Source organism: Providencia sp. LY12 (genome assembly GCF_057621555.1).
Window position 1 is genome coordinate 132,201 of sequence record NZ_CM172594.1, and the last position, 20,700, is coordinate 152,900.

Genomic DNA, 20,700 nt, shown 5'->3' on the forward strand with positions numbered 1-20,700 from the left:
GAAGTGCTAAAAACTAGTCTGTATACAGTGAGTTACACCCCAACCCACGACTGATATTTAGTGGTAAGGGGTTGAGTAAGCTAGGGGCTACGGTGGGGAATCATTTTACCCTCACTCCCCAAGCTGGACAGTTGATTATCCGGCTGGGTAAGGGGGGAGTAAGCTGGCTTAGGAGATCTCAGAGTAGGTCTGCGATCTTTTAAAAGTTATGGTGTTCGCTATTTATTTTCCGCAAAATACCTTTTCTTTGCATCATTTAAATTACCGAAATTTGCTCCACCTGAAAATTCAGGATCTTCAGATTGAATAGGATCATCCTCCCATCCACAAATAGGACAAATTTCATAATTACCTAAGTCAGTTATTGTTTTATTGCAGCAACAAGGACAAGGATATAATTCTTCTATTATCATTTTTGTCTTTCCCAATATTCCATTCCATTTTCTGGTCTAAACATTGTTTTTGGTGTTCCATCTGCATTTTTAACGGCAAAAGTATTAGTCGATGGATTATAGTACATTGTATCACCATTAGGTCGGGTTTTTATTAACGTACCTTTTGGTGGATTAGAAACAAAATTATGCGTTGCATCAACATATTGCTTAGAGTTTTGAAATTCTGGAAACTCTTTTTTATGTTTATCCCAATGCCCATAAGCATTCGAAACTGGATCCGTTTTTTTAGTTTCAGTCCATATTTGATCGTCTTTTTGTTTTCCTGAACCAACATTAATACCCGTACTATTCTCCACTTCATTTGGTTTCCATACACCGCTTGATGATTGAGATGTCGGATTTGAAGGTATCTTGGCAGTGATTTCATCACTTGCCTTATTAATCAGCCTTGAGGCTTCAGCAACATCCCCTTCTTTTAAAGCTTTGTCCGCAAGTTTGATGTATTTGCCAGCACCATCTCCTAGTACAGGAATCAAAGCGACAGTTGCTGCTAAATAATCTATTGCACTTTGCGCTTCAGAGAAGCCTTTGATGTCACCAACGACTGGCACAAAATCGATACTAAAGTCAGCAGCACCTTTCAGTAACTCATTACGATGCTCCATTATTTTAGTCGAACATGCATCCGCACTAAGCCCTGCACAGTTTTTCTGTTTAAATTCGTCAGTTAGCTGTTTGAGTTGTTTCTTCGCATCTTCATACTTTTCTTCTTGGGATTTGCCAGTAACTAACTGGTCAACTATCTCACCCAATGCATTATTCTCAACCGCATTCTTCGCTGCTTGCGAGCCAGTAATCGCACCAGCCACATCGCCGGTAGTTAGTCCACCTGCAAGACCTGAAGCCAGCTGACTCAGTGCACTGACTTGCTGTTTCTCACTTTCGGTTAAGTCTGAAACCTTCTTGCCCGGGAAGAGGGTATCCATAATCACATGAGCGGACAGCTCGCCGCCGCCAGCACCCAATCCTCCTGCAACGGCAGATTGGTTATTCAGCTCAGCGACCACGGCGCCCAATACTGCGTGCGCCATGGCATTCGCGGCTTTATTATCTTCACCCACTTGCTGTTTTATCAACGTCGCTAAATACGGCGACGAGGCATTCGCCAATGCACCTGCTAAATTATCACCTGCCAGGCCTTGTAGCAAACCAGTGACTGCTTGGGCGGCTTTTTGGAAGTCGCTGCCCGTACCGTATTGTGCCATGGCGTTGTTATAAGCTTGGTCTTTAATGGCTTGCTCGGTGGGGGTTTTCCCTGCGGCTTCGAGTTGTTTCTTGGCGATGGCAAGCGCATCGGGGTCCTTTTGGGCTTTGTAGCCCGCAATTTCCCCTTCGGTGCGGATGATATCCATCGTCTGGTTGCCGATTTCACCAATCAACTGGGATTGTTTTAAGCGGTTTTGTTCTTTCTCTTTATCGAATATCGGGTTGATGCTGCCGTCATTGGCGTGCTCGGTATCCCGACTGAGCTCGTTAACATCCTGTTTTTGTTTGTCTTCATTGCGAACAATGACAGTGCCGTCACTGACTGCCGATTGCGTGGTGCCTTCCGCATGGCCGCTGTTATTGGCGTTAGAGAATAACCCGCCCGCGGCATTGGTCACCAGCTGGCTGCCAATTGGGCCACCTGTGCCAATCGAACCGCCGGTGTGCTCGGCAGTAAAGTCGGCTTTGTTATCGATGTCTTTCCAACCGAGTGTGCCGGTGTCGAGGCGATTTTTGTCTTTGTCAGCAGTCGAAGCAATTACCGCACCATCAAGTTGGGTGTGCTCTTTGACGTTGACATCAAAGCCGCCTTTGCCCGCAAAGATACCGGTTTGTTCTTTCACACTGTCGTAGTTACTGTGTATCTTGTCTTTGCTGGCACTGATATTGATGTTTGGCGTGCCACCTATCGTGTAACCGCCACCGACACTGACCTCTTGCTGTTTGGCATCATAGCGGTCGCTGTCTTGCTCACTTTGCAGGGTGAGGTCACGACCGACATTGACAGTGACTTGCTCACCACTGACTTGTGCCCCTTTGAGGGTGGTATCTTGCCCACTGTTTAAGGTGAGTTTGTTGCCTGCATCCAGTGTGGTTTCGGTGTGAGTGAGGCCATTACCTTTTTCATGGCCTTTGCCTTGGTTGACGGAGGCTGAGACATTGACCCCGTAGCCGCCTGCACCCACGCCTACACCAACCCCGACACTGCTGCCTTTGCTGCTATTTTTGCTGTTTGTCTGCTCGGTGTTTTGGGCCGAGACTAGGTTGATATCCTGTGTGGCAGACAGTGATAAGTCTTTGCCAGCTTTGAGCTCACTGCCGACGACCGTGATATTACCGCTGTCTGGGTTGCTGTCTTTATTTTTACCGGTTGCGGTAATCGACAGATTCTGCCCTGCATTTAAGGTGCTGCCTTGGGATTGGCGGCTGTCGGTGTGGGTTTCGCTTTTCGACGATTGGCTGCCGTAAGACACACTGACGGCAACCGTATTGGTCGCACCTTTTTGGTAGCCGTCATCACCCGGCTTGAGGTTGTTGGCAAGGTTGTGTGCATTCGCAGCATCGGTTTTCAGTCCGTCCAGTTCATAAGCTTGCTGCGCTTGAACGCCCGATAATACCGCTTTGGTATTTTGCAGTGCACTTAAACGACCGTCACTTTCTTTGCGAGCTTGCTGTGCGGTGCTGACGGCGGTATTGAGGGCACTGCCTGCACTGCCAGAGAGTGAAATACCAAACCCACTTTGCTTGGTTTCAAACGTTTCAGTACGGGTACGCTCATCATAGCCCGGGTCGATTTGTACGCTATCGCCGGTGAGGTTTAAGTCTTTTTGAGCAATCAGGTCAGCCCCGCCCACATGCAGTTTATTGCCTGCGGTGATATTGACATTACCTTGTGTGCTGCCAATGGTACTGACGCTTTGGCTTTGGGTGGTGCCTTTTTCATCCACTTCATGGCGAGAGGATTGTTTCCCCACACTAAAGCCAATGCCACCGCTGCTCATTAGGCCGCTTTTTTTCTTCTCTTCGAGGAGATAATGCGAGTCGGTTTCGGTCGCAGCGGTGATATCCACATTGTTGCCAGCGGTTAAGCTGACATCGTTTTCTGCGACCACGGAGGAGCCTTTGACGGTCAGGTCATTACCTGCGTTGATGGTCACTTTTTCGCCGCTGAGCAAGCTGCCTTTTTCTCGCGTGGTTTCATCGTTTTGGATGGTGTGCTCACTGCTGGCGCTTAAGAAGCCTTTACTGCTACGCTGCTCTTCAACATATTTTTTATTTTCTTCCGTGGCGGTATTGAGTGTCACATTTTGTTTTGCATCAAGGGTGATTTCGCCTTTTTCACTGTGGATGGTGCTACCCGTGACGGTGATGTCTTTATCACGCGCGGTGATATCGACGCCGTTTTGTCCGCTGAATGTGCTGCCGAGCACCTCATGGGATGAGGTCTCATCGACTCGGGAGCCTTTGCTGCTGTCATTGCGAGTTTGCTCTTGGTCAAGCGCATGGGTGTCTTGGGTTGCCGCCGTGATAGTCACGTCTTGCGCTGAGACGCTGATTTTACCTGCTTGGCTATCGACTTGGGCGCCTTCTGCCACCAAGTTGTTGCCCGCGTTCAGTGAAACGCCTTTGTCACCACTGAGCGTACTGAGCACTAAGCTGTCTTCTTCACGAGTATTGCTGACGGAAGAACCGTTGCCTTGTGCATCGAGTTGGCTTTTATTGGTGGTTTTATCCGATAGGATATTGATATCGCCACCCGCATTGACATCCAGTGTCCCGCCCGCTTGGGCTTGGCTGCCTTTGACGGTGATGTCCTTTCCAGCATTGAGGCTGAGATTTCCACCAGCACTCAGTTCGCTACTTTGCGCGAGCTGCCATTCGCCGCTGATATGGGCAAGGCCACCAGTCGCATCTAGACCTTCATTACCGCGTTCACCCATCGCTCCCGCAATCACATCAATACTGCCGGTATGGGTACTTTTCACTGCCGTAATGGACAAGTTATCGCGCGCATTAAGCTTGATATCCCCCGTCGCATCCAGTTTAGCGCCTTGCAATTGCACGTCATGGCCACTTAAGGTGATATCGGTGGCACTCATCGTTGCTTGGCGTAGAGCATCTTGTAAGTTGGTGCTTAACGTGAGGCTATCAGCTTGAATATTGATGGTATCCGCTTTGATATCCCCATCACGGTGCATAAATTGTTTCGCATCGACCTCAAGGCCTTTTTCAGCCAACAGGTTTCCGGCATTATCAATGCTGTCAGCGGATAAGTTCAGTGTCTTACCGCTGATCATCGCCCCTTGTTGTGTCAGGCTAAGTGTCGTGTTAGCTAAATAGACTTTCGGAACCCACACCGTTTGTGGGCCTTGTGGCGTATCGAGAGTTTCACTGACTAGCCAAACAATGTCTTGTTGCAGGGCGGCGATTTGTGCTGGCGTCAAGGCAACACCGGGACGTAAGTTGAATTCTTCCGCAACTTTAACGCCATTATTCATCAGGGTTTGGTACTGCGCCATGGCATCTTCTTCACGCAGAGAAGGGCGACCAGTAAGTTTTAATACTTGTTCGCGGACGAGGCGTTGTTCATAGAAGCCATCCCCTAAACGCTTATGCACATCGGCAGGGGAATAGCCAACCCGCTCAAGCAGGTAGTCGCTGCTGATAAATTTATTTCTGTCAGTAAAGCGCGGGTCGGTGACCACCAAGAATGGGCTGTCCGGGGTTAAATTCGGACGGAATAAGCCATTATCTGGGATAGAGGTTGCCACATCACCAATGTGCTGTTTTTCGGTTAACGCCAGTTCAGCAGGAAGCAGAGGGCGGTCGATTGGCGAAGTGCCCTCTGCTTGATTGAGTTCAGATTTCCCCTGTTCAGTGACAGTGGTATTGAGGTCTTGTTTATTCACGCCGTCAATATCAAACGCCAGTGGATTACGTTCCCATTCGGCACGTTCCGCTTTAGCCGCATTCATCGCGGCTTCTAACGCTGTGATTTGCGCGGCATTGACGGTGGTATTGGTGATATTGGCACTGGTGATCGAGACATTGCCATTACCCGAAATAATACCATCGATGGTGGTGAGTGCGGTGGTTGTGTCACTGCTCGATTCAGGGTACCAATGGCTTTTACTGACATCGTAATGGTCAACATAGAACTCTTTACGGCGCTCATTCACGGAATAGCCCGTATTTTCAATGCGTCCTTTGCCTTTGATATCCAAATCACCCGTTGAGGTAATGGTGCTGGCATCATTTTTGAGTAAATCCGTGATATTGAGCGTCATGTTGCCGCCCGATAAAATGCGCGCCCCGATCCCTTCGGAGATCAGTTTGTCACGAGAAACGGAGCCTGTGACTGAACGTTCGCGTATCCAGCTAAAATCATCAATACCGGTTGCTGTTGCCACATCAATGTGTTGATTCGGATCCCACACTTCGTAACGATATTGGTTGTGCACGCGCCATACCGCCCCATGGTATGGGGTTGGCGGGTTTTGAATACGTCCCGGTACGCCACGTGACTCGTAGAAAGTCATGGCATAACTGCCATCGCTATTGGGGGTGAGCGCCAAATAATTAATCCACAGGGTGGTGACTTGACCATCCTGCTGTTTCACCTTCATTTGTGCGCGTTTATTTTTGGCATCGATGTCTAAGATAGTGCCATACTTGTTATCCAACGCGGCCTGATCGTTTTGAAAGGTCAACTGCTGTGTGGTCGGTGCCATCGCACTGGGATCTTTATGGGCCTGAGTTTCAAAGGAACGCCAGTAGAAGTTATACAGGTGTTTGTTATAACTTTCGCTTTCTGCATCACGTTGGATTTCTAACCCTTCGCGTAAGTTATTGAGCTGACGCGCGGTAATGGAAACGGCGCCTTCGGCTTCAATAAAACTGGCGTTATTTTCAATTAAGTCAGCACTGGTGAGTGCGAGGCTATCACCACTGTAAATCAGTGCTTGGTCACGGTTGGTGAGGTTTTTTTCTGTCTGCAAGTCAATGTGTTTTGCGGCGGCAATGACGGCTTTTTTCCCCTGATTATCTAAGGTTTTTGCTTTAATGCGGATCTCATCGCCCATCAATGTCGCACTATTATTTAACGCGTCGACGTTGAGCGTCATTTTATCGGCTTCTAACCGATTCAGGTTATCCAATTTACCGGTGGAGATAGCGAGGTTTTTACTGACCAGTGAGCCTTGGTTGGTGAAGTTCAGGCTCGACAGAGTGAAATCACCCGGTAATAACCAGTCAGTGAGGTTGGTCAACGTGCCCGCAATATTCAGGGTGACCGATTGGTTACTGGTCAGCGTATCGCCTGCGCGGTGCGTATAGTCCTGCGCTGCGGTCAGTGAAAGCGCCTTCTGGCTTTTGATTGTCCCACCCTGATTGTTAACAGACTGGGTGTTGATGGCGAGCGCCGAACCACTTTGCAGGGTACCTTGTTGATTTGAGAGGGCAAGCTGAGCCGAGGTGGACGCTGCATCCGTATTCAGTGCAATATCGCCATTGGCTAACACCTGACCTGATTGGTTATTGATACTATTCACCCCTGAAAATGTCAAGTTTTCATTGCTTTGCAGTCGGCCTTGGGTATTTTCGATGTTTTTAACGGTCAGCGTGGTTTCTTTACTGCCGTGAACCAGCCCATTTTCGCGGTTATCTAAGGCATTGAGTAACAGGCTGAGACGACCTTGGCTGCTTAAAATACCGTTGTGTCGATTATCCAAGGTGAGCGCAATCAGTTTCAGTGCGTTGGTGGCAACCAGTTGCCCTTGTTGGTTTTGGATATCGGCAGCCGTTAACGTCAAGGTATCACCGCTGTGAATTTTCCCTTGTGTGTTATTGAGCTGCGCGATGTTGTAGGTGCCCGCGCGTTGGCTAATCAGGGTGCCTTGGGTGTTATCAAGCTCGTTTGCTTTCAGGGCAAGCTCACCAAGGCTACTCACCGTCCCTTGCTGGTTTTTAAGGGTTTTAGTTTCCAGTTGTTGGTTTTGATTACTGAGGATTGACCCTGCCGTATTATCAATCCGCTCTGCGCTTGTGATATTCAGGGTTTGCTGGCTTTCTATTTTGCCAGACGTATTGTCTAACGTTTTACTGGTTAATGTGAGGTTTTCACCACTTTGCAATTTACCGTGGGCGTTATTCAGCGCATTTTCAATGGATAACAACAACTGTTTTTGGCTATACAGTAAGCCACCTTGTGAGTTGTCGACATCCGACGCGCTAAGCTGCAATATGCCGCCAGAGAGTAATTGTCCCTTCTGGTTCTTGACGGATTGCCCTGTGGCGGTGAGGCCTTGGCTGGCACTGATTTTACCTTGGGTATTATTGATTTCGTTAGCAACCAAGAGTGAGGCTGAGCCACCTGCTTGCAATGTACCTTGCTGGTTTTCCAGTGTGTTTGCCGTGAGTTCGAGATTTTTCTGGCTTTGAATTTCACCGTTTTGGTTATTCAATGACTGAGTCTTGGCCAGCCATGAATCTAAGCTGCCCATCCAACCCTGTTGGTTGAGAATATTGTGTGCGTTGAGTGTTTGTGCTTGCTGGCTGAAAATGCGGCCATCGCGGTTATCAATCAGCTGTGCCACTTGAATATCTAAGCGCCCAAGGGCATTGATTGCGCCTTGGACATTGTTGACAAGGTTAGCGCTAATCGCGGTATCGCCTTGGCTGGTCAAAATACCCGCTTGGTTATTAAAATCGCCACGGAGGGTGAAGGACAGTGCATCTTGGCTGAGGATTTGGCCTTTTTGCTGATTACTCAGTTGGTTACCGGTTAACGTTAATGTGCCACCACTTTGCAGCAAGCCCGCGGTATTATTGAAGTGACCACCTTGCCACTGCAATGTTTTGCCAGTGCTGACTTTGCCTTGGCGGTTATTGAGGTCATTTTGCGTGTTTACGATGAGCTGGCTGCCCGATAACAACTGGCCTTGGGCATTATCGATGCTTTGTGCACTGAGGTTCGCCTGTTGTCCTGCTTGAATCGTACCTTGCAGGTTAGCGATATCCCTTTGGGTATCGAGGGTTAATTGGTTGCCCGCTTCTAATAAGCCAGACTGATTATTTACACCGCCTTGGCTGGTAAGGTCGAGATTTTGGGTCGCAATCACTTTCCCCGTTTGGTTATCCAGTTGGGCGGTATTGATGTTGACGTTTTGGCTGCTGATTTCGCCTTTGGCATTATCAATTTGCGCGCTGGTTGCGATATCAAGGGCTTTACCTGATAGCACTTTCCCGTCACGGTTATCCAGTGCTTTGGCAGAGATGCTTGCTTGATTGCCACTTTGTAGTAAACCTGCATGGTTGGCGAGTTGCTGACCGATAGACGCGGTTAACGTCTCATTGGCAATCACTTTACCTTTGGTGTTATCTAAGGCATTTTTTGCTGTGATATCAACATGATTTTCACCAACGACTTGCCCTTGCTGGTTATTAATCTTGTTTGCATTCAGCGTAATATCTTTGCTGTAAAGCGTTCCGCTTTGGTTATCAAGGTCAGTCGTTGCATTAAGAACAAGCTGCTCCCCAGACAGTATTTTTCCTGTTTGGTTATCAACGTGCTGTGCATCAATGGTCAGCTGAGTATCGCTTTGCACCGTACCTTGTTGGTTATTAACCAAGTTTTGAGTGGCGAGAGTGAGTTTGTCACCTGAGCCAATAAACCCGTTGGCGTTATTCATCTGTTGGCGAGCGAGAATATCGAGGGTCGTCTGGCTAATCAGTTTACCCAACGCATTATTGAGATTGTCAGTGGTGACGGTGACTTGCTGGCTGTTAATCGTCCCCGATTGGTTGTTCAGTGATTTGCCTGCTTGCAGGTTGATGGCATTTCCTGCGACAAGGTTACCCGCGCGATTATCAATCTGTTCTTTGGCATTCAAGGCCAGTTTAGTTTGACTTTTAATCGTGCCCGATTGGTTATCAATTGAGTTTGCGGTGAGGGTTAAATCCCCATTTGCCCCGATTTCACCTTTCTGATTATTAACGCTATTTTTCACCTGCCAATCTTGTTGGTTTTTGCCTAAGGCAACCAATCGGCCGTTTTGGTTATTCAGTGAATCGGCATTGAGCTTGAGGCGGTTGGCTTCAATCGCACCGCCTTGGTTATTCAGTTGCCCAGTGAGTGCAAATTGGCTCTCATTTGGCCCTGTTTGTACCCATGTGCCTTTTTGGTTAAACACGTTGTTAGCGCTGACGTTCCATTGCGCCGCTTTGACTTGCACTTGCTGCGCATGAATATCGCGTGCACTGTGGAGTTTGACGTTGTTGGCGTCAACCTTGCCTTGAGTGAGGGCGATATCCCCTTGTTTGGCAGTGAGTGCCAATGTTGAGGCGGCGACTTGCGTCTGGCTTAAATCCAGTGACTGGCCTGTTACTGTGACGTTTTGTTGACTTAATAGGGTGCCTCGAGTGTCAATTTTACCGTCGCTGTTTAAGGTGATATTGGCATCTTTAATAACATTGCTTTTGTTATCACTGCCCGCGAGCACGTTGCCTTGGCTGTGAATATCACCTTTCGCATTGATTTTTACATCTTGCAGAGCTGCCAGTGTGCCGGTATTGCTCACTGAGCCTGTTTGGCTTTCCACATTTAAAGTGCCGCCGCTGTGCAATTTGCCTTGGTGGTCGATGGCGTCTTTGGCGGTCAAGGTGATATCACTGCCTGCTTGGGTGGTGGCTTGCTGCGATGCACTTCCCCAAACCAGCTTACCGTTGCTGCTGACGGTTAAGGTTTTATCCGCTTGGATGTGCCCGCCTTGGTTACGCACGCCCACGCCTTTTTCGGTGCCTACCATGTGGATATAACCGCTGTACATGCCGCCCATTTGCCCCATGTCGATAGCAAACTCAGGTTGTGGGGTTTGGCTCTCTATCGGGGTGGGGTTATTTTGCGTATCGACCTTATTTTTACCTGCAACGACCGCGATTTTTTCTTTCGCCCACACGCCGGAGTTGATTTCAACGGCACGGGCGAGCAAATCGACATATTGCGTATCGTGGCGGCTATCGGCATTCAAACCACCGCCTTCAACACGAATAACCCCGCGCTCGACTTGATACCCCGCAAGGCTACCGTCTTGATTAAATTGGGGTTTACCCGTAGTGAGGGTCATGCGACCCGCGTTGATGGTGCCGCAGCCATTACAAATAATTCCCGATGGGTTAGCGACAATCACTTGCGCTTTACCGCCAGCCACTTCGAGGAAGCCTTTAATTTGGCTCGGGTTATTGCTGTTGACTTCATTCAGGATAACGCGCGCAGGGGCTTTGTTTGGGTCAAGATTCGGGTTGCCTTGGATCATCCCTGCGGTTTGTGTTGAAGTCATCACCGCCGAGTTATTGAGAATGGCGCCGCGGTTATCGACATCAAATTGTTTATATTGGTTATGGGAAATGCCCGAACCATTCGGTGCCGCAATATTGACTTGCGGAAGTCCGTTTTGCGTATTGATGACATCAGGACGCTGGTTTTTAGGGGCATTGTTATCGGCAATAATGCTGCTCGCCATGGCTGAGCCACCCCACAAGGCTAACCACAGCAGCAGCGAGGTGCGACGCAGAGTGACCCACAGGCGGCCGCCATTTGAGCCACGCGTTTGGCCTGATTCGGTGCTACAGCTTTTAGCGAGCTCGGATACAACACGTAACTCCCCGTGAGTGCGGCTGAAAATTAAACGATAACAATGCTTGTTCATGATGGTATTCCTTTAAAAACAGTGCAGACACGGGTAAAACTGAAAATGTCTACCGACTATCAAATCAATAAAATGCGATTAAATTTCAAGATTGAGGCTAAAGCCTGCCGTCGCTCCTGACGTATCGAATTTTTTCGGCTTATATAACGGCACGCCGACAAACAGGTCGTAGCTTAAACGCGATGAAATTGAGCCGCGAAGCCCTAATGCGGTTCCGGCTAGCTGGTGCCCCACAAGGTATTTGGTACTTTGGCCTTCAACACGCCCGTAGTCAGCGGCGAAATACAGTTCTTGCCCTTGAGAGAAAGCATTCCATGCCAGTTCGTTGCGCCATAACAGGCCTTTTTCACCCGACAGCACTTGCTCACCGTCAAAACCACGGACGGTATAACGTCCACCAATAGACATGCGCTCTTGAGGTGTTAGGGCGTGCTGAGTCCATTGACCACGTAAAGCGGTATTCCAGCGCCAAGGCTGTTCGCCCAACGTGAAGGGCTGATTGAAACTGATGTCCCCAAGAAAAATCCCCACCCGAGCACTGCCGCTGTGGGTATCTTCTTCAGGGGCTCGGCGTGCGCCGTAGGCGCCTGTACCGCGACGCCAGTTGATGTTGGCATCGAGTGTGGCATTGCCTAAAAAGCTGCGCTGATTAACACCGACCTCCCAGCCCGCAGTACGGCGGCGTTGCTGCTCAATATCAATGTCATTGACCGCGTTACTGGCGGTTTTCCGGTAAGTACGCAGATTAAGGGTGGTTTTGTGGGTTTGGTCGCGAAACAGCAACCGTGACACGGTAAATTGTGCGGTATCGCTCTTGCCGCTATAACGCAGCACTTCGTTGGCATTAGGAATATTTTGGTGATAATTATATTCATTGTAATTGGCGGCAAAGCCCCAATTGCCAACGGGAATAAAGTAGTTCAAGGTATAAGACCGGTTACCGAAAGGGCCTTTATCAAACAAATCTTTGCTGATATTCGCGTAAAATATATCGTTTTGGGCAAACGGCGCATCAATGGCTAGCGTCGCAGAGCCTAAATAGCGTCCGGTACTTTTTGATCCGCTATCGTCTAAACCCAAGCTTAATCGTACAGGGCGTTTTTCTTGCCAACTGACCACTAAGTCGCTGGTGCCGTCAACTGGGCCGGGTTCGATACGAATATCGGCAGTGACATTGGGTACACGTTTAAAGTTTTCCAGCCCTTGCTCAATATCACGTAGATTCAGAATGTCGCCCGAGGAAGCAGGAACGGCATTCCACATGCGCCCACGCCATGAGGTGCCTTCATCAAAACGAATGGCGTTAATCCGCCCCGGCTGAAGCGTGAGGACTAATTCACCTTGATTCAAGTCTTGCTCTTGTGCCATCACGCGGGTGGTGACATACCCTTTTTCTAAAATGGCATTTTGGACTTTATTGAGGACTAACAAAATCCCTTGGCTACCCAAGCACTGGCCTTTGGCATCGTTAACGGCCTTTAGCGCCCATTGAAAATCGGCGGCGGACTCACCATCAAGACGAATGGATGTGATGGTAAAGCAGGGTTGTTCATTTTGCGGATAATCGGGCAGCGTTAAATCAGGTTGTTGAATGCGCGTATCCACAACGGGGTTGTTCTGCTGTTGTAGCATACGTTCACGTTCTTGTTGACGTTGTTGCTCTCGCGCATCAATAGAAAGCGCTTGGTTGACGGGGTCTGCCAATAAGGGGGTTGCTATAAGCCATAAGCTAACCAATCCCCATTGAAGAGGGGGGTTTTTTTTGTGTTGTTTTCCATTAACACTCGGTAATAAGTCTTCCTGCATGGATATTAGCCTAATTCATGAATCAACAAATGTATTTATCTAACTCAATGAATTAAGGCGGTGCGCGGCGCCAGTGATGAAATGTCGGTTCAGGGCATCCTTGCTAATGCATCCACAAATCCGTTACTAAGCTAAGTAAAAGTGGGCTTAAGGTTCGGACTAAGGGACAACTTACTTTCATTGAGAAAGTTATCTTAAGTTAAATTTATTGTTAACATTTACATAAACTGACAAGAAGGACAATAAGATGAAATCGCATTTTTTGATAAATAAGATTTAATCTGGTGATTGAGCGCTTGATGGGATGTTTATCATGGTTATTGGTGTTATTTAGGTGTTTTTGCAAAATCAAATATCAATAGACTTGAGGTGAAATATAAATTCATTAGTCAATTATAGTTAAATTTTAACTCTGGCTGTGATGTTTGTTTTGTTAAATGAGTTAAGTCGTCATTTTATTATTTCAATAAAATTAACTGGTTTTGAGTATTCAATGGAATGGATAATTTTAGCGTGACCAGAATTATTCACTTTAAACATTAAATTCTTTATTTAGGATTGTTACTCATTTGTCACACATACAGGCATTCACCAAGCAGTTTTTACCTATGTGGGTGATGTCAATAATTTGGCGAAAGTTTTGTTCAATGCCATTAGTTTTTCTAGGAGAATAGTCGTATTCGTTTTCTTACGAACAGCTCAGGGTATGAATAACTTTAATCAGTACCAGTACGATTATTTTGACTGGAGCTAATATTCTTTGCGTACTTAAATGATGTCGATTCAGGGTAATACGTATTGTTTTTACTTCGTAGTATTTAGACATGAATTTAGTTTGTCTCGTGAAGTTTTACCTGAATCTACCAAATACCCAGAATTAATGAAGGTATTGATAACCAACTTAACCCATTTTAATGAGCGGTTTTAAATTAGAACGTTACGTCTTTTAAAAAAGAACTCAATGGGGTGTTATGTAACGTAGTAAGATGAAAAACTAGATGAGCCGTGTTAAATGAGCGATAACAAACTCTAGCGATTTAATACGTTAGCATGTGGCTATCCTCTCGACTTTTCGACTTGTACGTTTAGCCATGATTCCACTTCACTCTTAAGCCAGCGTGAACTCCTCCCCAGTTTTATAGGTTTTGGAAAATTACCATCTTGGATCTGTTTATAAAACCATTTGTCCGTTAATCCAGTTAAGCAGGTAATAAATTTCATATCAACGAATTGGTCATTTAGTAAAGATACTTTCATATTATTCATTTAGAAGCTCCTGTCTTTGAAATGAAAAGGCAGAAGTGATATCGAGATAATTATCGGGATATGACTTCTCAAATCATATCCCAGATATGTAAATAATTACTTATTGGCTGCATCCAAAACAACGAAATCTATCGTGATAAGGTTTGCTGTAATCTTTAGCAAGATAACTTAATGCTTGCATCGTATTGATATAGGCTTGTTCAAAACCAATTTTTTCTTGTTCTAAGTAGTGACAACTGGAAAATTGCACTAATCCTTTCTGAGGGTTATTAAATAATCCTAGCGCACTGTCCCAAGCATTAATAATTAATGCTGCGAGATTATTATCTTGATGATAATAGCCAACGCCATGGTAGATATCTTTATTTAATAATAAGGCAACATGGTAATGTGTTTTCTGATTAATCGGCCCTACTTCTCTTACCCAAACATAATCTACATTAACCCTTAGATTCCGTCCCCATAAATGGCTTTTATTTTTAACATCAACCATGATCCTTCTTTTTAATGATTCAAAAAAGCGAGTAATTACTTTGGGATCATTCTTGTAATCAATACCGTTATAAGGAAATCGTAAATCAATTCTAAAAACAGATAATCGTTTGAACTCATTTAGTGATTTATTGACCATATGACTAATTCTTTGTTGGTAATAAGAATTGCAAGTATAATTCGACATCATCTAACCTCTTATATTTAACGGTAATTAGTGTTTCATATAAGATGGTTGATATGTATTTAATTACATTTTATTTTCATTAATCAATAAATATAGGGGGTTATCAAACCTATTATTGCTAAAGTATGATTATTGATACGATACTCTATAACCATTCATTTAATCACTCTACATAAAGACTATGTAGAGTGATTAAACTCATTATATACTATCTTAATATATTAAATATATATATTACCATACCAACATGATTGAATATCATCACTTTAAATATTTATCATGGATAAGGTGCTTTAACTTTAGGTTTTTATAATTTTCTTACTCTGAAGTTACCATAGGATGTCTAATTAATATTCGTAAAAATATAAATGCTAATAAGGTAGATGCCTTCTCTTTGAGCCTTGTTTCGGTTATGTATTCAAAATGTAGGCCATCAATCTAATATTTGTATAAGGGGGGGGGAAGTGTCAATTGTTAGAAATTTTTCAGTTTTTCAAATGATCGACGTTTGGCAAAAAAACAATTTTCAACGGATTAGATACATAACCCATATAAAATAGCTATAGAATAATTTGTTTGGATTAACAAAGTAATAAGCTCAATGTTTAAGTGCTATAAATGCTATTTATCAGTTAGATAGAAAGAAATAATTGTCTCAATGTATAGTCATTAAGTGGACAATAAACATTCGTAAATGAGTCAAGAGGTAGACAGGAGTACGACAAGATTGTATTATTTTTCACGTTTAAATTTAATAAAAGGTAATGAAATGGAAGAAAATAATGCAATGAAAGAGTTTTATTCAAAATTAAAAAGTGAATCGAGCTCTAATTTTATTAAGTTTTTCACTAATAACTTGATAAATGATGTTAAACCATTTCATGAGATTCCTTACTCTCCAATCATAAATGTCGAGCAAAATAAAGAGTATTATCTTAATGAGTTTAAAAAATTAGTTAGCTATAAATCATTTTCAAACGTAACAATAGAAAAGCTTGAATATGTTTATAATAAATCAAAAGATGAATTCATATCTGAAGAAGAGATAAACTGGTTAAATAAAGATATTAGATTTGTACATTATATTTGGGCGAGAATTATCTTAATAGATTGTAACTTTAATGGGATAAAATTAAGTTCTAATTTAATATCTGCAATACAGATGTCAACATCAAGTAAAGAAAAAAACATCTCTATTATTAATTTTATATATGATTCTTATCAAATTACACGTAGTGTTAAACTTTTCTTTATTAATCAATGGATAAGTGAATATAATCAACAATTAAGATTTGTTAATATTCCACGTTGGATTTTTGAAAAAGAAGAAACTACTATGGACTGGGTTTGGGGTTACCTTTCAAAAGCGAATGACAATCCTGATTACGCGATCAACTCATTTTGTACCTTGAGTCAATTACAGTCTATTTTTGACATTTCCTACAAAAGTACAAAAAAAGAAAGATACTTAGTTTTGATTGCTATTTTATTATTATGGGGGGCAAGCTTATTACAAAAAAAATATTTAATACAAAATATGAGAAAAGCCTATTTACAAAACAAGCTTAGATCGGAGAGAGTAAATCAATCAGCATTAAGTTGTTATATAGAAAAAGATAAAAAAAATATGCTAGTTGATATGGCTGAATATTTTGAGTTACCTTTAAATAAAATGATAGAAGCATTGATTGAAGGTAAATATAAAGAAATTTTTCAAGATGAAAATGTTATTTAAAATGCAAGTTTAATTCAGTTTTTGCTTTCATTAATTTGAAGGCAAAACTTATTATTTTTTATGTAGACTAGTTCATTGTCAGTTTTGGTAAGCGCTCATTTTATTTCATTATTTTTTACTTCTATATCACCCTCATGAAACTCTTATAACGACAATCAATTTTAAATATAAAGATTCATAACGTCCCCGGTTTTTAATAATGACATACTTTGACCTGACTATTTATCAATTTCATTGAAAATAATTTTTTACGCGACATACCCTGTCCGGTCGGTTTGTTACGCTGTTGGCTCCTTAATTCATTGGAATCAACATTATGCCTAAATATCGTATTGACCCTGATTTAGCCTTTATTGCCAACTGTACTAATGACGACTTAAGCCTTTTAGTTTCCGTTCTGACGCATGACCATAAAGACGGCAAAAAACGCTGGAGTGAGCGTTTAACCCGCAAGCCAGAATACCAACTCTATTATCCTAACCATCAGCGTTATTGGACAGATATTTGCGCTGAGCTACAAACCTTTGGCGCCAACAGTTTAGTCAGTGCCGTGCGCGGCAATAAAGGTGTGTTATATCGCGAAATCCTGCTAGATGTTTGTAAAAAGCTGAAAGTTAACTTTAACCCAAAAAGCGACATTGAAACGCTGGAAATGAACCTGTTAATGACGGTGATGGAGAAAAGCTTAGATAAACTCAGTGAAGAACAGCTCCGTACCCTTGCGCACGATTTACAACTGAATCTCACCAATCCCACACCGCAATTGGTCATGATTGCTTTGCAAGCTGCCGTTCGCACCTCCGGATTTGCGGCACTCGAAATTGCTACCGTCGCTGCCATGAGCATCATCGAGCTACTCGGCGGCGTGGCGACTTGGGGGACGGTATTTGTCGCTAATCGCGCGTTATCCTTTTTAGCGGGTCCTATTGGATTGACTCTCACCTCGGCATGGCTCATTGCCGACATTGCCGGTCCTGCGTACCGCGTCACGATACCCGCTTGCATCATTGTGGCGTATCTACGCCAAAAGTCCCTTTCACCGGCCTAAGCCAACGCTTAAGCCCTTTTGTGTTATCGCTGGTAGGAAACCGAATATGGCACAACCGTCACCTCGTCATGACCGATTAGTTCATCGGTTGGCGTATATCCTGACCCATTTATTTAAAGGAGAAACCCTATCACCCCGAGTTTTAGCGGCTGAATTTAATGTGTCCCTGCGCACCATACAGCGGGATTTTCATGAACGTTTAGTTTATTTAGACATTGAACAACAGGAGGAAGGCTATCGCCTTGCGGGCGGACAATCCGCCTTACGTACCGACAGTGATATTTTGCAGTTTGCCCAGATTACGGATATTACACCGCTTTTTCCGGTGCTTGACCGCAAGCTGCTGTCGTTATTGCTCAGTCGGCACGCGCAAGGCTCCCCGTATGTGGTCTATCACGCACCACCCAAAGCCTTACCGTCCGTGTACGGCGGCTTTGCTTTAATTACACAAGCTATTTTAGATAACCGGTTTATTCATTATGAGATTGGGGGAAAAACCACTCATTGGGTCGCACCGTATAAGCTCACCTATTTTAATGGGCATTGGTATGTCTGCGGTGTGATGAATGGCCTTATTCATGCGGTTGAGTTGCTGCACCTGCGTGATGTGGGGCTCAGTGCCCGGCACTTTAAGCCCGACACTGCCTTGTTACAACGCATGACGGAGCGTGCTTTTATACAGGCTTTACCCCACTTTCAATACATCAAGGGGATATTGCATCCCCATCAAACTTAATCATCAAGGAGACACGATGACGCCGTCATTAAAAACACGCCTTTCCCCGCTAAAGTGGGGAATACCCTTTATCACCAGTACATTACTCTTTTTATCGCCCGCCGCACACAGTTTGATTTTAGACGAAGAATGGGGTGATTGGTATGGCAGTACCGCGATGGCTTGGGAGCTTAACACGCAAAATGAAGCAGGTGAAACCCTCACGTTAACCTGCACAAATAAAGCTTTTCGTGTCCAACTGAAAGCGCCGGATTTCACGGAGCCCGTTGGCTCTGATTATTTCGTCCAAGGCATGCAGCTGCGTATTAACGATACCGCGTATGATTTTTTTCCTAGCGCATTTGAAGATACGGTTGGACCCGATAAAGCCTTATTCCATGCGCTTAAGCAAACGAAAGACAGCGACACTTTACAATTTACATCCTTACCCATTGATTCCGAACCCTTCTCGGCAAAAGGCCTCGCTGAGGCACTCGCCGATACCGATTATCAAGACTGTATTGAGCACCCTTAATTCATATTTTATGTTATCAGGAGAGACACCCATATGAAGTTAACGTCACTGTTTATATTAGGAACCTTAGCATTACTGCTTCCCACACTGACTCAAGCGACCACCCTCAGTCGTGAAGACCATCCCGAACGTTATACCTTTTTCTTAAATGCGAAGGGAAGCCATGAATTAAAGAAAATTAATGACGAAATGGCGGAGTTAATGCTCGATTTTAGCGTCGAGAATAGTCAAGATGCACTCAAAGCGAACACGCTGCAAAATCAAAGTTATCAATTAACAGGAATTGCCCCCGCGATACCGCAACACAATCAACCTTCTCGCGTGCGTGACGATGGGAACCCCGTAAAAGCCTTGACATGCAGTTTGATGACGTTGCACATCAACCAAATGCAAGGTCAAAAAATTCGATGCAAAGACGAGGTCGGCGCGGAATACATTGGGTTTAACGGTTGGCCTTCTCGCCATCTTATCGCCAAAACGTGCCAAGTGGGGGAGCTTAAATGCCCCGTTTATTTAACATTACGGGGGGATAGCCCCACGCAGCGAGATGACTCTGTGGAATTTGTGGCAAAAACCAGCCCAAAACCGCGTGAACATAAATACAGCGATATTCCAACACGAGGCTGCGAATGGGTCGATATCTCCATCAAATTGGGTTCAGGTAAAAATGCACAATGCCAATCCATGGGAAAAATGACGTTTGAAAGAAATAAAGTTACTGCACCTTATACAACGAAAACAGGACAAAGTGGCTCATTAATTGTCACCATAGAAAAAAGAAATTCAACAGATATGCGCTATGTCAGAGCCACACCTGATGGCAAAGAGTTAATGCAAATCTATAAAGAAGGGAGGTGGATATGCAATCAAACCGGAGGAAAATGCTATTAATCACGCCATCACCTAAAATTTGACTTCATCAACTGTCGTCGACATCAAGACGACAGTTACCGCATTTCATCACTTTTTCTGGAATTGATTTTATGTCGCCACATTTATTACTTAAATCTGCGCTCTGTTTGTCAGTAGTGCGTTATGCTTATCGACGCTATCGTCAGAGCCAGCGGGACGCCGACTCTACATCACCACAAACTGATTATCACATTTACTTACACCTTAGAATTAAACGAAGACCAACTGCGTTTTAATACGACAACACAAGGGAACCTCACGATAATCGTTCACATTCCTCCTCCCCTTAATTCCTCAGCTTTAACTTAAGCCAACCACACGCGTGGATTGGCTTTTTTATTCGCTTTTTATAGGAAAAAACATGATGCAACAAGCACCTTCGCAAGACATAAATACACACCTTCAAGCGGATATCATACCACTGCCCGCACGTACTGATTTTTGGCCTACGCATTTTAAAGGCATCAAAGGCTGGCAGACCTTTGAAGTGGTTATCTTCACCACGATGAGCCAGTTCTGTGAGGATTACCATGGCGGGTATTGGGAATATTGCACTTTATCCAATGGTGGGGCTTTTATTTATCCCGATTTAGGTTCCGAAAAACTCACACTGTTCAATATGCACAATGGCAATGAAGCGGTACTCAGCCCTGAAGCGGCAGGTGTTGCTGTTTGTTTGATGCTATATAGCCAGTGGTCATTTAGAACTGAAAGTGAATTGCTGGTCGACCGTTTTTATCAGCTTCGTGACTACGCCATTCAACATCCTGAAAGTTCAGCTATTTTTCATCTTATCGATTAACTGCTTCCTTAATTCATTCTCTTAGTCTTACCTATCTTATTTATTTTCAAGGAAAT

Annotated in this window: 11 protein-coding genes; 6 read left to right on the top strand and 5 right to left on the bottom strand. The window is 44.5% G+C overall.

Features of this window, described 5'->3' with window-relative positions:
- Positions 1–218: 218 nt before the first annotated feature.
- From ACY3ZI_RS00570 to ACY3ZI_RS00590, 5 genes are all read right to left on the bottom strand, one after another.
- Positions 219–413, bottom strand: a complete 195-nt coding sequence (locus ACY3ZI_RS00570) for a CPCC family cysteine-rich protein (protein WP_247601693.1) — start codon at positions 411–413, stop codon at positions 219–221.
- Complete coding sequence (locus ACY3ZI_RS00575) at positions 410–11,146, bottom strand: hemagglutinin repeat-containing protein (protein ID WP_487375806.1); 10,737 nt, start codon at positions 11,144–11,146, stop codon at positions 410–412. Before ACY3ZI_RS00575 ends, ACY3ZI_RS00570 begins: the two co-directional genes overlap by 4 nt.
- A gap of 78 nt (positions 11,147–11,224) precedes the next feature.
- Positions 11,225–12,952 (bottom strand): ShlB/FhaC/HecB family hemolysin secretion/activation protein, encoded by a 1,728-nt coding sequence (locus tag ACY3ZI_RS00580; RefSeq protein WP_487375807.1) that lies wholly within the window; start codon positions 12,950–12,952, stop codon positions 11,225–11,227.
- Between the two features lie 1,056 nt (positions 12,953–14,008).
- Positions 14,009–14,218, bottom strand: coding sequence for a helix-turn-helix transcriptional regulator (locus tag ACY3ZI_RS00585; RefSeq protein ID WP_272571157.1), 210 nt, complete (start codon positions 14,216–14,218; stop codon positions 14,009–14,011).
- A gap of 100 nt (positions 14,219–14,318) precedes the next feature.
- Entirely contained in the window at positions 14,319–14,849 is a 531-nt protein-coding gene (locus ACY3ZI_RS00590; RefSeq protein WP_430264688.1) for an inovirus Gp2 family protein, read from the bottom strand.
- An 817-nt stretch (positions 14,850–15,666) separates the two neighbouring features.
- On the opposite strand from ACY3ZI_RS00590, the gene ACY3ZI_RS00595 reads away from it, so the two are divergent.
- The 6 genes from ACY3ZI_RS00595 (at position 15,667) to ACY3ZI_RS00620 (ending at position 20,644) form a co-directional block, all read left to right on the top strand.
- On the top strand, positions 15,667–16,632 hold the full coding sequence (locus ACY3ZI_RS00595) for a hypothetical protein (protein ID WP_487375808.1): 966 nt from the start codon (positions 15,667–15,669) through the stop codon (positions 16,630–16,632).
- Positions 16,633–16,948: 316 nt separating this feature from the next.
- Positions 16,949–17,680 carry a YaaW family protein gene (locus ACY3ZI_RS00600; RefSeq protein WP_181480441.1) on the top strand — a complete coding sequence of 244 codons (732 nt, stop codon included), beginning with the start codon at positions 16,949–16,951 and terminating at the stop codon, positions 17,678–17,680.
- Positions 17,681–17,726: 46 nt separating this feature from the next.
- Positions 17,727–18,416 (top strand): helix-turn-helix transcriptional regulator, encoded by a 690-nt coding sequence (locus ACY3ZI_RS00605; RefSeq protein ID WP_068908291.1) that lies wholly within the window; start codon positions 17,727–17,729, stop codon positions 18,414–18,416.
- A gap of 16 nt (positions 18,417–18,432) precedes the next feature.
- Positions 18,433–18,930: a hypothetical protein gene (locus tag ACY3ZI_RS00610; RefSeq protein WP_487375809.1), complete on the top strand. Its 498-nt coding sequence runs from the start codon at positions 18,433–18,435 to the stop codon at positions 18,928–18,930.
- Positions 18,931–18,963: 33 nt separating this feature from the next.
- Positions 18,964–19,821: a hypothetical protein gene (locus ACY3ZI_RS00615; protein ID WP_487375810.1), complete on the top strand. Its 858-nt coding sequence runs from the start codon at positions 18,964–18,966 to the stop codon at positions 19,819–19,821.
- A 385-nt stretch (positions 19,822–20,206) separates the two neighbouring features.
- Positions 20,207–20,644 (top strand): antirestriction protein, encoded by a 438-nt coding sequence (locus ACY3ZI_RS00620; RefSeq protein ID WP_487377412.1) that lies wholly within the window; start codon positions 20,207–20,209, stop codon positions 20,642–20,644.
- The last annotated feature ends 56 nt before the right edge of the window (positions 20,645–20,700 follow it).

Excerpts from the sequence above, each read along its gene's own strand:
- ACY3ZI_RS00570 (WP_247601693.1), bottom strand. The coding sequence starts at position 413 with ATGATAATAGAAGAATTATATCCTTGTCCTTGTTGCTGCAATAAAACA.
- ACY3ZI_RS00575 (WP_487375806.1), bottom strand. The coding sequence starts at position 11,146 with ATGAACAAGCATTGTTATCGTTTAATTTTCAGCCGCACTCACGGGGAG.
- ACY3ZI_RS00580 (WP_487375807.1), bottom strand. The coding sequence starts at position 12,952 with ATGCAGGAAGACTTATTACCGAGTGTTAATGGAAAACAACACAAAAAA.
- ACY3ZI_RS00585 (WP_272571157.1), bottom strand. The coding sequence starts at position 14,218 with ATGAATAATATGAAAGTATCTTTACTAAATGACCAATTCGTTGATATG.
- ACY3ZI_RS00590 (WP_430264688.1), bottom strand. The coding sequence starts at position 14,849 with ATGGTCAATAAATCACTAAATGAGTTCAAACGATTATCTGTTTTTAGA.
- ACY3ZI_RS00595 (WP_487375808.1), top strand. The coding sequence starts at position 15,667 with ATGGAAGAAAATAATGCAATGAAAGAGTTTTATTCAAAATTAAAAAGT.
- ACY3ZI_RS00600 (WP_181480441.1), top strand. The coding sequence starts at position 16,949 with ATGCCTAAATATCGTATTGACCCTGATTTAGCCTTTATTGCCAACTGT.
- ACY3ZI_RS00605 (WP_068908291.1), top strand. The coding sequence starts at position 17,727 with ATGGCACAACCGTCACCTCGTCATGACCGATTAGTTCATCGGTTGGCG.
- ACY3ZI_RS00610 (WP_487375809.1), top strand. The coding sequence starts at position 18,433 with ATGACGCCGTCATTAAAAACACGCCTTTCCCCGCTAAAGTGGGGAATA.
- ACY3ZI_RS00615 (WP_487375810.1), top strand. The coding sequence starts at position 18,964 with ATGAAGTTAACGTCACTGTTTATATTAGGAACCTTAGCATTACTGCTT.
- ACY3ZI_RS00620 (WP_487377412.1), top strand. The coding sequence starts at position 20,207 with ATGCAACAAGCACCTTCGCAAGACATAAATACACACCTTCAAGCGGAT.